This is a genomic window from Paraburkholderia sp. BL6669N2 (assembly GCF_003387275.1).
Taxonomy (GTDB): Bacteria; Pseudomonadota; Gammaproteobacteria; order Burkholderiales; family Burkholderiaceae; genus Paraburkholderia.
The window spans coordinates 3,164,808-3,179,663 of sequence record NZ_QUNA01000002.1 but is presented as its reverse complement, the minus strand read 5'-3'; the positions used below and the strand labels follow the sequence as shown (position 1 = coordinate 3,179,663).

The following is a 14,856-nucleotide window of genomic DNA, read 5'->3' as shown; positions in this document are numbered from 1 at the left end:
ACAATGGAACGACGATGTACGACTTGCTGAAAACCATTGACGACCCGGCAGCCTTGCGCCGCCTCGATCGCCGCCAACTGCAACCGCTTGCCGACGAGTTGCGTGCCTTCGTGCTCGACAGCGTATCGCAGACGGGCGGCCATCTTTCGTCCAACCTCGGCACGGTCGAGTTGACCATTGCTCTGCACTACGTGTTCGATACGCCGCGCGACCGGATCGTCTGGGACGTCGGCCATCAAACCTATCCGCACAAAATTCTGACGGGCCGCCGCGACCAGATGCACACGCTGCGTCAACTGGGCGGCATCTCGGGCTTCCCGAAGCGTGACGAGTCTGAATACGACACCTTTGGCACCGCGCACTCCAGCACGTCGATCTCCGCCGCGCTCGGCATGGCGATCGCGAGCAAGCTGCAGGGCGACAACCGTACGGGCATCGCCGTGATCGGCGACGGCGCCATGACGGCCGGCATGGCGTTCGAGGCGATGAACAACGCCGGCGTCGAAGACGACGTGCCGCTGCTGGTCATCCTGAACGACAACGACATGTCGATTTCGCCGCCGGTCGGCGCGCTGAATCGCCATCTGGCGCGCCTGATGTCGGGCCGTTTCTACGCCGCCGCGCGTGCCGGTGTCGAACGTGTGCTGCGCGTCGCGCCGCCCATGCTCGATCTCGCCCGCAAGCTCGAAGAGCACGCCAAGGGCATGATCGTGCCGGCCACGCTGTTCGAAGAGTTCGGCTTTAACTACATCGGCCCGATCGACGGACACGACCTCGATTCGCTGATCCCGACGCTGCAGAACATCAAGGAACTGCGCGGTCCGCAATTCCTGCACGTCGTGACGAAGAAGGGCCAAGGCTACAAGCTGGCCGAAGCCGATCCGGTGTTGTACCACGGGCCGGGCAAGTTCAATCCGGCTGAAGGCATCAAGCCGGCCACCACGCCGTCGAAGAAGACGTACACGCAGGTGTTCGGCGAATGGCTGTGCGACGCTGCCGAGTTGGACGCGCGCGTGGTCGGCATCACGCCCGCCATGCGCGAAGGCTCGGGCATGGTGGAGTTCGAGAAGCGCTTCCCGGATCGTTACTTCGACGTCGGCATCGCCGAGCAACACGCGGTGACGTTCGCCGGCGGTCTGGCCGCGGAAGGCATGAAGCCGGTGGTCGCGATCTACTCGACCTTCCTGCAACGCGCTTACGACCAACTGATTCACGACGTCGCGCTGCAGAACCTGCCGGTGGTGTTCGCCATCGACCGCGCGGGTCTGGTCGGCGCGGACGGCGCCACGCACGCGGGCGCTTACGACCTGGCGTTCCTGCGCTGCATCCCGAACATGACGGTGATGGCCGCGTCGGACGAAAACGAATGCCGCCAGATGCTGTACACGGCGTTGCAGCAGCCGAACCCGACGGCGGTGCGCTATCCGCGCGGCGCCGGCACGGGCGTCGCCACTGTCAAGCAGATGGCGGCGCTGCCGCTCGGCAAGGGCGAGATTCGTCGCGAAACGTCGCAGCCGGCCGGCAAGCGCATTGCGATTCTGGCGTTCGGCACGATGGTGGCGCCGTCGCTGGCAGCCGCCGAGCAACTGGACGCGACCGTCGCGAATATGCGCTTCGTGAAGCCGCTGGACGCCGCGCTGGTCCGTCAGCTGGCCGAAACGCACGACGCTATCGTGACCGTCGAAGAAGGCTGCGTGATGGGCGGCGCGGGCTCTGCTTGCGTCGAAGCCCTGCTTGAAAGTGGGGTTATGCGACCCGTACTACAATTAGGCCTTCCCGATCGGTTCATCGATCATGGGGACCCGGCCAAGCTGCTCGCCGCGTGTGGTCTCGACGCCGCGGGTATCACCAGGTCGATCCGCAGGCGCTTCCTGTCGAGCGGCGCGGTCGGCGGCCAGTCGTCGGTGAAGCGCGTCGCGTAAAGCGTCGTCGCTCGCGGTGCGGCCGCCGCGCCATGGCGGCCATAAGCAATCTCCAACTTGAATCGGTGGGCCTTCGGGCCCATCATCCAACGCCGGCAGGGGCCGGCGTTCGCCGTTGCGCGCCTTGATCCGCGCGGCCGCTGGAAGCCGCCGAACCTGTCGCTTCGCGCCGGCCCTCGCGAGGGGAGTCCCCAACGGGGACTTCTTCGGGGCGAAGACTCGGGGCGGTTCGGCGTTTCCTGAAAGGACAAGAAAATGAATCAGATGAATCCCGCCTTTGTGATGCCCGACGTGCAAAGCACGCCCGACACCCGTCAGATCCCGATTCAACGGGTCGGCGTGAAGGCCGTGCGCCATCCGCTGACGGTGCGCACGCAAGGCGGCGAGGTGCAACCGACGGTCGGCACGTGGAATCTCGACGTGCATCTGCCGGCTGACCAGAAGGGCACGCACATGTCGCGTTTCGTCGCGTTGCTCGAAGAGAACAAGGCGCCGCTGGAGCCAGCCACGTTCCGCACCATGCTCGCCGCGATGCTCGAAAAGCTCGAGGCCGAGGCTGGCCGCATCGAGGTGTCGTTCCCGTATTTCGTGAACAAGACCGCGCCGGTGTCGGGCGTGCAAAGCCTGCTCGACTACGAAGTCACGCTCACGGGTGAGACGCGCAACGGTGCGACGCGCCTGTTCCTGCAGGTGCTGGTGCCGGTGACGAGCCTGTGCCCGTGTTCAAAGAAGATCTCGCAGTACGGCGCGCATAACCAGCGCTCGCACGTCACGATCAACGCCGAACTGGCGGGCGATGTGGCCGTGGAAGAACTGATCCGTATCGCCGAAGAAGAAGCCTCATGCGAACTGTGGGGCTTGCTCAAGCGCCCGGACGAGAAGTTCGTGACCGAGCGCGCTTATGAAAATCCTAAGTTCGTCGAAGACCTCGTGCGCGATGTCGCGCAGCGTTTGAACGCGGACGAGCGGATCGTCGCCTATGTGCTGGAAGCCGAGAACTTCGAGTCGATTCATAATCACAGCGCGTACGCGGTGATCGAACGGGATAAGCGCGTTGCTTGATACGCGCGTTTGCCGATGCATGAAAAAAGCCGCTTCGTTTCAGAGCGGCTTTTTTTACGACTAGAACATTACGGGCTTAGCGTGCGAGGGAGGTCAGATCCCAGCGGGGCTTCACCGTGAACGCGTAGTCCTTGCCCGACTGATCCGGCCAGCGCTGCAGTCGCAGGGCGCCCGCCAGCGCGATCATCGCGCCGTTGTCCGTGCACAGCGACAGGTCCGGATAGTGCACGTAGAAATTGCGCTTCTTCGCGGCAGCGGACAGTGCTTCGCGCAACTGCCGGTTCGCGCCGACACCACCTGCAACGACCAACCGGTTGAGCTTCGTCTTCTTGAGTGCGGCCAGCGACTTCGCCGCCAGCACGTCGACTGCCGCGTCGACGAAACCGCGCGCCAGATCGGCTTTCGCCTGCTCGCAAATATTCGACCCGCCGAGCTTCTTGGCGTGCGTGAGAACGGCGGTTTTCAAGCCGCTGAAACTGAAATCCAGGTCGCCGGAATGCAGCATGGGACGCGGCAGGACCACCGCGCCGGGCGTGCCGAATTCAGCCATGCGCGAGACTTCCGGGCCGCCCGGATAACCGAGGCCGAGCAGCTTGGCGGTTTTGTCGAAGGCTTCGCCGGCGGCGTCGTCCAGCGTTTCGCCGAGCGTCTCGTAGACGCCCACGTCGGTCACGCGCATCAACTGCGTATGACCGCCCGAAACCAGCAGCGCGACAAACGGGAAGGGCGGCGGCTCATCCACCAGCAGCGGCGACAGCAAATGCCCTTCGAGATGATGAATGCCGATGGTCGGCTTGTCCCACGCCATGGCCAGCGAATTGGCGACGCTCGCGCCAACGAGCAGCGCGCCCGCGAGACCGGGGCCTTGCGTGTAGGCGATCGCGTCGATGTCGCTGCGGGCCGCGCCCGCGCGTTCCATTACCTCTTCGAGCAGCGGCAGCGCGCGCCGGATGTGATCGCGCGACGCCAGTTCCGGCACCACGCCGCCGTACTCCCGATGCATCGCAATTTGCGAATGCAGCGCGTGCGCGAGCAGGCCGCGCTCCGTGTCGTAGAGCGCGAGACCGGTTTCGTCGCAGGAGCTTTCGATGCCGAGAACGAGCATGATGGTGGGCTTGAGCGGACGCAGAAGTGGCAAAACTCCGGCGCCCGACAGTGAGGAGGCAAGCCTGAAAGTATAGCAGTGCGGGCAAGGCGCCGCCGACGCGCGGGTACAATGCGGCCCCATGGAATCCTTCGATATCGCAGTGATCGGCGCGGGTGCGGCCGGCATGATGTGCGCGGCGGTGGCCGGGCAACTCGGCCGCCGCGTGGTGCTGATCGACCACTCGCAGCGTCTCGCGGAGAAGATCCGCATCTCCGGCGGCGGCCGCTGCAACTTCACGAATCTGTATGCCGGCCCGGCCAATTATTTGTCGGCCAATCCGCATTTTTGCCGCTCGGCGCTCGCGCGCTATACGCCGCGCGACTTCATGGCGCTTCTTAAGCGCCATCATGTGACGTGGCACGAGAAACACAAAGGCCAGCTCTTCTGCGACCAGTCGAGCGACGCGGTCATCAATGTGCTGAAGAGCGAGTGCGACGCGGGCCGCGTGGCGTGGCGCACGCCTTTGTCGGTCGAGCAGGTGCGGCAGGATCCGGAAGGGCGCTTCACGCTGGATACGCAGGCGGGGCCGATTACGGCGCGCGCGCTTGTGATCGCGACCGGCGGGCTGTCGATTCCCAAGATCGGCGCCACCGATTTCGCCTATCGCCTTGCCAAGCAGTTCGGTCACAAGCTGATCGACACGCGCCCCGCGTTGGTCCCGCTGACCTTCGCCGCTGGCGACTGGGAGCCGTTCGCGGCGCTTTCCGGCGTCTCGCTGCAAGTGCAACTGGCGACCGGCAACAAGAAGACCGGCGCCGAATTCAACGAAGACCTGCTGCTCACTCACCGCGGTCTTTCCGGGCCGGGTGTGCTGCAGATATCGAGCTACTGGCAGCCCGGCGAACCGATTCACATCAACCTGCTGCCGGAGCAGGACGCTACGACCGCCTTGCTGGAAGCGAAGACCGGCACGAAGCGGCAGATCGCCAATCTGTTGTCGGAATGGGTCCCGCAGCGGCTCGCCCATGTCTGGCTGGAAACCCACCAGATTCCCGCCGAAGCGCGCGTGGCCGATCTGCCGGACAAAACCCTGCGTCGCGTCGGCGAGGCGCTGTCGCGCTGGACGCTCACGCCCAACGGCACGGAAGGCTATCGCAAAGCCGAAGTGACGCGCGGCGGCATCGACACGCGCGACCTGTCGTCATCGACGATGATGAGCGCGCGTGCGCCGGGCTTGTACTTCATCGGCGAAGCCGTCGACGTAACCGGCTGGCTGGGCGGCTACAATTTTCAGTGGGCGTGGGCGTCGGGTGTGGCGGCTGGCGAGGCGGCCGCGGAGTATGCCAGAGGGGCTTGACGGCGCTCTGGCTTTGTGAGAAAGCTCTGCTATACTCCTGAACCTTGACAAAGTTCCGTTATTGAAAAATGACGACCATCCGCGTAAAAGACAACGAGCCGTTTGAAGTTGCCATGCGCCGGTTCAAGCGCACCATGGAGAAAAGCGGCTTGTTGACGGAACTTCGCGCTCGCGAGTTTTACGAAAAGCCTACGGCTGAGCGCAAGCGTAAGAAGGCGTCGGCGGTGAAGCGTCATTTCAAGCGTCTGCGTAGCCAGATGCTGCCAAAGAAGTTCTACTGATTCTGGCGTTGCCGCGGTTCCCGTCTGACGGAGCGGCGACATCCAACCGGTGAGGGCGCGACAGGCGTCGTCACGGAAAACACGGCCCTTCGGGCCAGCCGGCAGGGTCGCAACCACCACGCACAGTGTGCCAACCCGCTTGAGGAAGCAGTCCCAAGCGGGTATTCGTGTTGATGCGCGTGTTGAGTGGTTAGTCTGGCCGGTTTTTCCAATTTCAACGCATTCAGGTGAGTGATGAGTCTCAAGGACCGGATCAACGACGATATGAAGGCCGCCGTGCGGGCCCGTGAGACCGAGCGCCTCGGCACGGTCCGCCTGCTGCTTGCCGCGATCAAGCAGCGCGAAGTCGACGAGCGCATCACGCTCGACGACACCGCGATCACCGCTGTCATCGACAAGATGATCAAACAGCGCAAGGACTCGATCAGTCAGTTCGAAGCCGCCGGCCGCACCGATCTGGCCGACAAGGAAAAGGCCGAACTGGCGATCTTGTCTGCTTATATGCCGGAGCAGATGTCCGAGGCGGAGATCGTCGCCGAAGTCCAGGCAGCGGTGGCGCAAACCGGCGCAGCCGGACCGCAGGACATGGGCAGGGTGATGGGCGTACTCAAGCCGAAGCTGGCCGGCCGCGCCGACATGACCGCTGTTTCGGCGCAAGTCAAAGCCGCGCTCGCGAAGTAAATTTCCGTTTTTTTCGCGTCGTGCATGCTGTTTTTCGACGGCGTGCACGGCGTTGAGTTTTTTAAGGCAGCGTCATTTACTGTGATTCCTCCGTCATTCCTGCAGGACCTGCTCAACCGCGTCGATATCGTCGACGTGGTCGGCCGGTATGTGCAGTTAAAAAAGGGCGGCGCGAACTTCATGGGGCTGTGCCCGTTCCACAACGAGAAAAGCCCATCGTTTACGGTTAGTCCGACTAAGCAGTTCTATCACTGCTTCGGCTGCGGCGCGCACGGTACGGCCATTGGTTTCCTGATGGAACACGTCGGGTCCTCGTTTCCCGAGGCGGTCAATGAGTTGGCGCAGTCCGTCGGGTTGACCGTGCCGAACGAGCCGTCGCCCGGCTATGGCGGCAGCGGGGCCGGCGGCGGCTATGCGCCGGCAGCATCCAAAGCGGTTACGACGGCGCTTTCGGATGTCATGCAGACCGCGTGCGACTTCTATCGCAAGCAACTGCGCGGCGCGCCGGCCGCGATCCAGTATCTGAAGAAGCGCGGCTTGACCGGTGAGATCGCGGCCCGGTTCGGACTCGGCTACGCCCCGGACGGCTGGCAGAACCTCGAACCGGCCTTTCCGAACTATCGCGACGATGCACTGGTCGAATCGGGTTTGGTGATCGTCAGCGAAAAGTCCGACGCTCAGGGCCAGAACCGGCGGTACGACCGCTTTCGCGAGCGGATCATGTTCCCGATTCGCAATGTGAAGGGGCAGGTGATCGGCTTCGGCGGCCGCGTGCTGGACAGCGGCGAGCCCAAATATTTGAATTCGCCCGAAACGCCATTATTTAACAAGGGCAGCGAGCTGTATGGGCTGTTCGAGGCGCGTCTGGCGATCCGCGAACAACACTACGTGCTGGTCGTGGAAGGTTACATGGACGTGGTTGCACTGGCCCAACTGGGGTTCCAGAACGCGGTCGCCACGCTCGGTACGGCCTGCACGCCGATTCATGTGCAGAAACTGATGCGCCAGACCGATACGGTCATCTTCAGTTTCGACGGCGATTCGGCCGGCCGGCGCGCCGCTCGCCGCGCGCTGGATGCCTGTTTGCCGCATGCGGCGGACAACCGGACCATCCGGTTCCTGTTTTTGCCGTCCGAGCACGATCCGGACAGCTATGTGCGTGAATACGGCACCGAGGCCTTTGCCGAGCAGGTCGAGCGGGCCATGCCGCTGTCGCAGTTCATGCTGAACGAAGTGTTGACCGGCAAGGAGCTGGATCAGCCGGAAGGCCGTGCCCGCGCGCTGTTCGACGCCAAACCGCTGCTGCAGGCGCTGCCGGCCAATGCCCTGCGCGCGCAGATCATGCATATGTTCGCCGACCGGCTCGATGTGCCGTTCGACGAAGTCGCCGCGCTGTGCGAGGTCGATTCCCGGATCGCGGCGGCGGCCCGCGCCGCACCGGCCCGCAAAGACCGGCGCAGTGTGACGGGCATCGAGGAAAAAACGCTGCGCAATCTGGTGATGTATCCGCGCACCGTGGGCGTGCTGGACGAAGAGGCTGAACAGGCGTTGCTCACGGTTACGCGGCACGGTGAACTGTTCGAGGAAGTGACCACGCACGCACGTGCGCTGGGCGATTCGGCGGAGTTTCAGTTGTTGTCCGACCTATTGCGAAACGGTGCGAACGCCCCAACTTTCGAGGAAATCTTTCGCAAAATTCTAGACTATGATGAAAACGTCCGGGATTTGCTGCTGAAGGACCCGGAAGATGCGACCGTTATCGAGGAGCGGCGCGAGCAGGAACGGATCGTCGGAGAGGAGTTGAAGGCGGCGATCCTGAAGATGCGGTACGACGCTTACTGCGATCGTCTCGAGCAGCTTTCGCGGCAATCCCGGCACACGCCGGAGGAGTTTGCGGAGCTGTCGGAGCTCAATCGGAAGCGGGCTGACATGAAGCGCCAGCTCGGGCTGTAGGCGGAGCGCGGAGACCCTCGGTGCTATAATAAAAGGTTTCCAGCGGATTGTTTTTCAAGGGTTTTCCTAGCAAAGGCGAAAAGGCGATGCGATGGCAAAGACTGCGGACGGAACAATGGGCGGAAGGAAAACAACAGGCACAAGCTCCAAGGAGCCGACCAGAAAGGTCACCGAAGCCAGGTTAGTTTCTTCTGCCAAAAAAGCGTCTGCGGTCAGTGTTGCACCGGTTGCCGGGAAGAAGTCCTCGACCACTTCGGCTGCGCGAGCGGAGCCGGTCAGGGCGGCAAAAGCTGTAGCAGTGCCGGCCACGAAGGGGTCGGGTGTCAGAAGCGCAAGGGAAGCGGCTGCCGCGCAGGACGATGCGGCAGTGCGCGAGGTTCCAGTATCCACGGTTCAACCGGCTGGCGTCCACCAGCCGCGAGTCGAGACTACAGCCGGTACGGCGAACTCCATGACGAAAAAGCTGAACGAAGTACCCGTCGATGACGACGCAACCCAAAGCGAAGAAAACCCCACGGCTGCTGCTCCGGCCAAGGTTGAAAAGGCCAAGGCTCGCGACCGTCGTGCAAAGGAAAAAGCGCTGCTGAAAGACGCTTTCGCGTCGTCACAGCCGGGCACGGTCGAGGAGCTCGAGGAGCGCCGCTCGAAACTGCGCGCGCTGATCAAGCTCGGCAAGGAGCGCGGCTTCCTCACGTACGCTGAGATCAACGACCACCTGCCGGACAACTTCACCGAGACCGAGGCGATCGAAGGCATCATCAGCACGTTCAACGACATGGGCGTGGCGGTGTACGAGCAGGCCCCTGACGCTGAAACCCTGCTGCTGAACGACAACGCGCCGGCGGCTTCGTCGGACGACGAAGTGGAAGAAGAAGCGGAAGTTGCGCTGTCCACCGTCGACTCGGAATTCGGCCGCACTACGGACCCGGTCCGCATGTACATGCGTGAAATGGGCACGGTCGAGCTGCTCACGCGCGAAGGCGAAATCGAAATCGCCAAGCGGATCGAAGACGGCCTGAAGCACATGGTGATGGCCATCTCCGCCTGCCCGACCACGATCGCCGACATCCTGGCAATGGCCGAGCGCGTCGCGAATGAGGAAATTCGCATCGACGAACTGGTCGACGGCCTGATCGACGCCAACGCGGAAGACGCGGACGGTTTCTCCGCGCAGGAAGCGGAAGCGATCGAGAGCGAAGACGAGGAAGTCGAAGAAGACTCGGAAGAAGACGAGGAAGAAGACGACGGCACGGCGCAAGCCACGGCCAACGCAGCGCAGATGGAAGCGCTCAAGCGTGCTTCGCTCGAAAAATTCGCGATGATCAGCGAATGGTTCGACAAGATGCGTCGCGCGTTCGAGAAGGAAGGCTACAAGTCCAAGTCGTATCTGAAGGCACAGGAAACGATCCAGAACGAGCTCATGACGATCCGCTTCACCGCGCGTACCGTCGAGCGTCTGTGCGACACGTTGCGCGCGCAGGTGGACGAAGTGCGTCAGGTCGAGCGTCAGATCCTGCACACGGTGGTCGACAAATGCGGCATGCCGCGTGCGGAATTCATTGCGCGTTTCCCGGGCAGCGAAACGGATCTCGAGTGGGCTGACAAGATCGTCGGTGAAGGTCACGCTTATAGCGCGATCCTCACGCGGAACATTCCGGCCATTCGCGAGCAGCAGCAACGTCTGCTGGATTTGCAGGCGCGTGTCGTCCTGCCGCTGAAGGACCTGAAAGAAACCAACCGTCAGATGGCGGCGGGTGAACTGAAGGCGCGTCAGGCGAAGCGCGAAATGACCGAGGCGAATTTGCGTCTCGTGATCTCGATCGCGAAGAAGTACACGAACCGTGGTCTGCAGTTCCTCGACCTGATTCAGGAAGGCAACATCGGTCTGATGAAGGCGGTGGACAAGTTCGAATACCGTCGTGGCTACAAGTTCTCCACGTACGCAACGTGGTGGATCCGTCAGGCCATTACGCGTTCGATCGCCGACCAGGCGCGCACGATTCGGATTCCGGTTCACATGATCGAAACGATCAACAAGATGAACCGCATCTCGCGTCAGATTTTGCAGGAAACCGGTCTCGAACCGGATCCCGCGACGCTGGCCGAGAAGATGGAAATGCCGGAAGACAAGATCCGCAAGATCATGAAGATCGCGAAGGAGCCGATCTCGATGGAAACGCCGATCGGTGACGACGACGATTCGCATCTGGGCGACTTCATCGAAGACAACAACACGGTTGCGCCGGCCGACGCCGCCTTGCATGCCAGCATGCGCGATGTCGTGAAGGATGTGCTCGACTCGCTGACGCCGCGTGAAGCAAAGGTGCTGCGCATGCGTTTCGGTATCGAGATGAGCACCGATCACACGCTCGAAGAAGTCGGCAAGCAGTTCGACGTGACGCGTGAACGGATCCGTCAGATCGAGGCGAAGGCGCTGCGCAAGTTGCGTCACCCGAGCCGTTCGGACAAGCTGAAATCGTTCCTTGAAGGGAATTGATCGAAGCCGGCGTTGGTTGCAGGTGATGTCGCGGTTTGAAGGGGCCTCGCGGTTGTTTCGCCGTAGCGAAGCGGTTGCGAAGGTCCCTTTTTCGTGTAGTATGTCGGCCAATCAACGAATAGGCCCGGCCTTCACGACCGGGTCTTTTTTCTTGGGCCGGACGCCGTGCTGGTTGCAGGCAGCGGACTCATAATCCGCCTCCGAAAGGACACCGTCGGTTCGACTCCGACCCGGCCCACCATCGATGCAAAGAAAGGGTTCCGATAATGTCTGTGCCGTTAAGCATAAAATGGCCACCTGGACAGGTTATGCTTGATTGTCCGATGGGCCAAGTTGTGTTTTATTGCTAGGCCCGAGGGGGCTTTGCCCCTGCGAACTCTTTGTTGTAAGGCTGCGGCCAGTGGGCCGCAGCCACCACTCCCGTGTAATTTCGGCCTGCTCCTGCCTAGCATCCTGTCCCCCTTTTTCTCTTCTCAGCGGCGTTGGACGCCCTCTGGCGGTTATCGTGCTTCCATTCCTCCGCGACAGCCTTGACTGCCTCGTGTAGCCGTCGTGAGGCAGCCGCGTAGTGAATTTCAACTGTCCCCAACCTCAGTCGCCGATATTCGTAACCTGAACCGGCCTGCGAGCAGCACGCGGCGATGAGTTTTTTCAGCGTTAGCGGCGGAATAACTGCAAATACTGCCCACAATTTCCTTTGTGTTGCGCTCAATAGCACTGTCGCCATGTCGCGCTCGTATACGGGGAACACATGAACGTCGGCGATAGCCTCGTTCTGCGAGTTGCGGTTTCATCCAGACAGCCTAGGGTTTTTCAGCATGTCCCTACTCCGCCTACGAGCGCCTTTTCACGAGTTGTAGGCGGCCAAGGCTGAAATGCCTCGATCGACTCTCTGGCCCAATTGGCCGACGGCATTTCGGTGAAAAGCGCCGCAGCGACCCCTCGCAGATCGCTATGGCTGTCGCAAGATGGGCGCGTCGATGGCGACCACTCGGCGGCTGTTTGCGATTGGACAGAACTCACAAGACCACCAAGGTTTCTGTTTAGAGCGCTTTTTCTAAACTATGAATAATCTGCCTATTCAGTACCGGATTTCCGATTTTTGAAGATCGGCAGCGTCAGCGTTCAAGGTTACAGCTCTTCCTTGTAGTTCATCCGCACTTTAAAATTCGTCTATCTGATTGAGCGAGCCATACGAAAAGCGGTTTCCATAGCTTGTAGTAACTACTCGCTTGCCCAACATACATGACTGTTCATTTAATCAATTAAACAAGCTGGGAGGTAGTGTTGTGTTTTGAATTCTATTTGATCTACTGCGCTGGGCACGGCGTGCGCTGTCACGGCGTTTTTTTCGACTCGTTGTCGATAATTCAAATACTCGGATCACAACATGGAAGGATATTTCGCGGTTTCGCTGGCTACGAAGAAAATTGAAGGACCATATCCAACGAATTTGGTAGACCCCGTCACTGGGAAGCCATTCTCTCCAGATGAAAATACGTTGGTTGTTGCACCTCCCGACTACCCTCAACTCGCTGAAGGGCTGGAAATTGGCGCTCTATATCGGGACGTACCGGGGCCCGACGGGCGTAGCGGGATTTTGCATGAGCTCGGTCCTCTCGACGAATATTACGATTGGTGCGAGAAGCTAGCTAGTTTTGTGACTAACGGTAAAAGGTTAAAGGAACGACCGAACGACAAAACCGAATGGTCGAATAAGCTGTCAGAACTGGTTGTGGATAAGAAAGGGTATCCAAAAACCGAGGGGCGGGGGCCGTTTTGGGAGCTGTTCCGCTACGGAATGCGAGGAATGACCTTCGGGCCCGCCGTCTGCAAAAAACTCGCGGATGATTTCATAAACTGGGGATATGTAGCCCAGGCATCGGGTGATTCACATTTTTCCTTTATGTGCGACCATATTGGGTCGGCGTTCTACATTGCCAGCGAAAGCGGAACCGGAATGGTCCGGTATCCATGGCAGTGGACTCAGGACATGGAACCAAAACTCGGAATAGAAAAGGTTGCGAAGTTAAAGTTCCACAACCACCGCGGTGGGACAGTGACGCGGCTATATTATCGAGCGAGCGTATGACGATACTTGATACAAGGGCGTTGTAACGGATGCTCTAGCGAGCGCAGATAATCTGCGCTCGGTTTGTGTCAGTGCGCGAGCGCTTGCAGCCAGTCAATAATCTAGCCGGACGAGAGAAGTGTGCGAAGCACATTATTGACGTCATATGGCGATAATGCATGTGGTAGTTCCACGAGGATCGCTTTGCTCTGAATTTACCGAAGTGCCAGCCCCCAACGGATTAAATGCATATTTATAATTCTAGTAATGACCAAGATGCCTATTGCAAATGGTGTTAGAAGCTAACCAGCTTGGTATCAGGAGGCAAGGAGTTAGGAAAGCGTCCGCCTTGGGTGGCACGCACCGGCAGTACCGCAAGATGAAATTGACGGGCTGAAAGCATTATTCGCGAGTTTGACGACAGGTAACACGAGCGCGCCTTGCGAACTGCTAGCGCAAGCCTCGCAACAGCCCCGTACTTTCCAGGTACTTAAGCGGTCGGCGCTACACACCCCATGCGTGGCTTTCCAATAAATGGCCACCAGGATCGCGTGTTTCCGGGTGATCCATTCCGATTGACCAAAAGACTGAAGGGAGTACAGGCCATGCTGTGCCCCATTTTTTAATTGGCTACTTTGAATCGTCCCTTTCCTTGATTTCCTTAAGAAGGTGGTACACGTCTCGCAACTTGACGGCACTATCCTTCGGAACGTGTGCCATCAACTCGCGAAGATTTACGGCTCGGCCATGCGCTACTATCTCAGGATACAACCGCTCGATAAGCTCGCTCGTCTTTTTACGGTTTTGTTCTGCGCTGTGTCGCTGATGCTCATTCCATCGCTTAGACAAAATGCGCGCTTCTTCGTTAGCTCTTCTATAGAGGAGACGCGGACCAATATTCAACTTGCGCGCCGCTTCAGTCAAGCTGACGGCTACAGACAGTTTATTCAATGCGGCCATTTCGGCGCGGATTTGCTTCCAGTCATGGCGTCGACGCGGCGCTCGCTTTGGGGCTTCCGGAAATAGTGGCTGAAGTTCGTGTATCTCGGCGGAGGCTGGCAACCAGTCGACCAGATCGCCCGTCAGCAGCTTGGGCAATGCAAGTCCCGTTTGTGAGGCAATGCGCAATAGAGCGGGAAGTGTCGGGCAGCCTCCTTCCTTTAGCCAATAGTGGACGGTTGTCTTACCGAGGCCAATGCGGCGAGCGAATATTGCACTCTTTCCATCGTCTAGACGGTCAACCAACTCCCGAATAGTATCGAGCAAACCCTTCGTCGTTGGCGTCGAAGGTAGCGTACTCTGGACAGCTAACGTAGCGCCGACCTGCGAAGCGACCCAGATTTCCGGAGACGTCGCAGGCTCGACGTTGTCCGGGCAGCCTAAAAAGTTGTCGCAAGCCGTACACCAGCCAGGCAGCACATAGGATGATTTGTGCCTCGTGTCGATGCCTCCACAATTCGTACAAACATGTGCGAGTCTGGTCTTGTGTTTCGCGCACGCGGTGACGGCTCCTACATCCCACGAAAGCCGGAAATAGGGCGAAACACCCGTAGCACGGTCTTCTGCCAAACACTGCGGGCACCAGCGAGCCGACACCGAACAGGGGCTTCGCTCTGCGATGACGTTTCGCCATGGACGCATAGTCAGGGATTCCAAACTCCCCACGCTCGTCAATTCCGACAATGTGCGCGCCCAGTCTCCCACCGTCTCCGACATGCCGCTGAAATTGTTTGTCATCAGCCATGTATTGTCTTCTGAAAGTTCGCGCTGCATCGTAGCCACGACGTACCGCCCGAGATTCTTCGTAGAAACGCAGTGCGACACGGCGAGCCGGCAGAAATAGCTAACCAGACTTTCGACTTCCGGCGTTCCGACGCCGATCGGCGCGACCGGATTCAGAACCGAGCGCGTCATTAGTAGGTCTTTCGTTACTGGATGTTCCATG

General features: G+C 60.2%; 10 protein-coding genes and 1 tRNA gene. 9 read left to right on the top strand and 2 right to left on the bottom strand.

Annotation, left to right across the window (positions count from 1 at the left end; all coding sequences use genetic code 11):
- Positions 1-14: 14 nt before the first annotated feature.
- Positions 15-1,922, top strand: a complete 1,908-nt coding sequence (gene dxs / locus B0G80_RS36775) for a 1-deoxy-D-xylulose-5-phosphate synthase (RefSeq protein ID WP_116122609.1) — start codon at positions 15-17, stop codon at positions 1,920-1,922.
- A 255-nt stretch (positions 1,923-2,177) separates the two neighbouring features.
- Positions 2,178-2,984 carry a GTP cyclohydrolase FolE2 gene (folE2, locus tag B0G80_RS36770; protein WP_106282664.1) on the top strand — a complete coding sequence of 269 codons (807 nt, stop codon included), beginning with the start codon at positions 2,178-2,180 and terminating at the stop codon, positions 2,982-2,984.
- Between the two features lie 76 nt (positions 2,985-3,060).
- Here the strand turns inward: folE2 and tsaD are convergent, their stop codons facing one another.
- Complete coding sequence (gene tsaD / locus B0G80_RS36765; protein ID WP_116123866.1) at positions 3,061-4,089, bottom strand: tRNA (adenosine(37)-N6)-threonylcarbamoyltransferase complex transferase subunit TsaD; 1,029 nt, start codon at positions 4,087-4,089, stop codon at positions 3,061-3,063.
- A gap of 121 nt (positions 4,090-4,210) precedes the next feature.
- Here tsaD and B0G80_RS36760 point away from each other — a divergent pair, with 121 nt between their 5' ends.
- From B0G80_RS36760 to B0G80_RS36730, 7 genes are all read left to right on the top strand, one after another.
- Complete coding sequence (locus B0G80_RS36760) at positions 4,211-5,428, top strand: NAD(P)/FAD-dependent oxidoreductase (RefSeq protein WP_116122608.1); 1,218 nt, start codon at positions 4,211-4,213, stop codon at positions 5,426-5,428.
- Positions 5,429-5,496: 68 nt separating this feature from the next.
- A complete protein-coding gene (gene rpsU / locus B0G80_RS36755; protein ID WP_106282666.1) occupies positions 5,497-5,709 on the top strand; it encodes a 30S ribosomal protein S21 in 213 nt (70 codons plus the stop codon).
- Between the two features lie 234 nt (positions 5,710-5,943).
- On the top strand, positions 5,944-6,390 hold the full coding sequence (locus B0G80_RS36750; RefSeq protein ID WP_116122607.1) for a GatB/YqeY domain-containing protein: 447 nt from the start codon (positions 5,944-5,946) through the stop codon (positions 6,388-6,390).
- Between the two features lie 81 nt (positions 6,391-6,471).
- Complete coding sequence (gene dnaG / locus B0G80_RS36745) at positions 6,472-8,343, top strand: DNA primase (protein WP_116123865.1); 1,872 nt, start codon at positions 6,472-6,474, stop codon at positions 8,341-8,343.
- A 91-nt stretch (positions 8,344-8,434) separates the two neighbouring features.
- Complete coding sequence (gene rpoD / locus B0G80_RS36740; RefSeq protein WP_116122606.1) at positions 8,435-10,840, top strand: RNA polymerase sigma factor RpoD; 2,406 nt, start codon at positions 8,435-8,437, stop codon at positions 10,838-10,840.
- 153 nt (positions 10,841-10,993) lie between these two features.
- Positions 10,994-11,081 (top strand) — tRNA-Ile (locus B0G80_RS36735).
- A 1,149-nt stretch (positions 11,082-12,230) separates the two neighbouring features.
- Positions 12,231-12,932, top strand: coding sequence for a hypothetical protein (locus B0G80_RS36730; RefSeq protein WP_116122605.1), 702 nt, complete (start codon positions 12,231-12,233; stop codon positions 12,930-12,932).
- A gap of 609 nt (positions 12,933-13,541) precedes the next feature.
- On the opposite strand, the gene B0G80_RS36725 is transcribed toward B0G80_RS36730, so the two are convergent.
- Positions 13,542-14,855, bottom strand: a complete 1,314-nt coding sequence (locus B0G80_RS36725; protein WP_116122604.1) for a TniQ family protein — start codon at positions 14,853-14,855, stop codon at positions 13,542-13,544.
- Position 14,856 lies beyond the last annotated feature (1 nt).

Coding starts and splice junctions, on each gene's coding strand:
- dxs (WP_116122609.1), top strand. CDS start 15: ATGTACGACTTGCTGAAAACCATTGACGACCCGGCAGCCTTGCGCCGC.
- folE2 (WP_106282664.1), top strand. CDS start 2,178: ATGAATCAGATGAATCCCGCCTTTGTGATGCCCGACGTGCAAAGCACG.
- tsaD (WP_116123866.1), bottom strand. CDS start 4,089: ATGCTCGTTCTCGGCATCGAAAGCTCCTGCGACGAAACCGGTCTCGCG.
- B0G80_RS36760 (WP_116122608.1), top strand. CDS start 4,211: ATGGAATCCTTCGATATCGCAGTGATCGGCGCGGGTGCGGCCGGCATG.
- rpsU (WP_106282666.1), top strand. CDS start 5,497: ATGACGACCATCCGCGTAAAAGACAACGAGCCGTTTGAAGTTGCCATG.
- B0G80_RS36750 (WP_116122607.1), top strand. CDS start 5,944: ATGAGTCTCAAGGACCGGATCAACGACGATATGAAGGCCGCCGTGCGG.
- rpoD (WP_116122606.1), top strand. CDS start 8,435: ATGGCAAAGACTGCGGACGGAACAATGGGCGGAAGGAAAACAACAGGC.
- B0G80_RS36730 (WP_116122605.1), top strand. CDS start 12,231: ATGGAAGGATATTTCGCGGTTTCGCTGGCTACGAAGAAAATTGAAGGA.
- B0G80_RS36725 (WP_116122604.1), bottom strand. CDS start 14,855: ATGGAACATCCAGTAACGAAAGACCTACTAATGACGCGCTCGGTTCTG.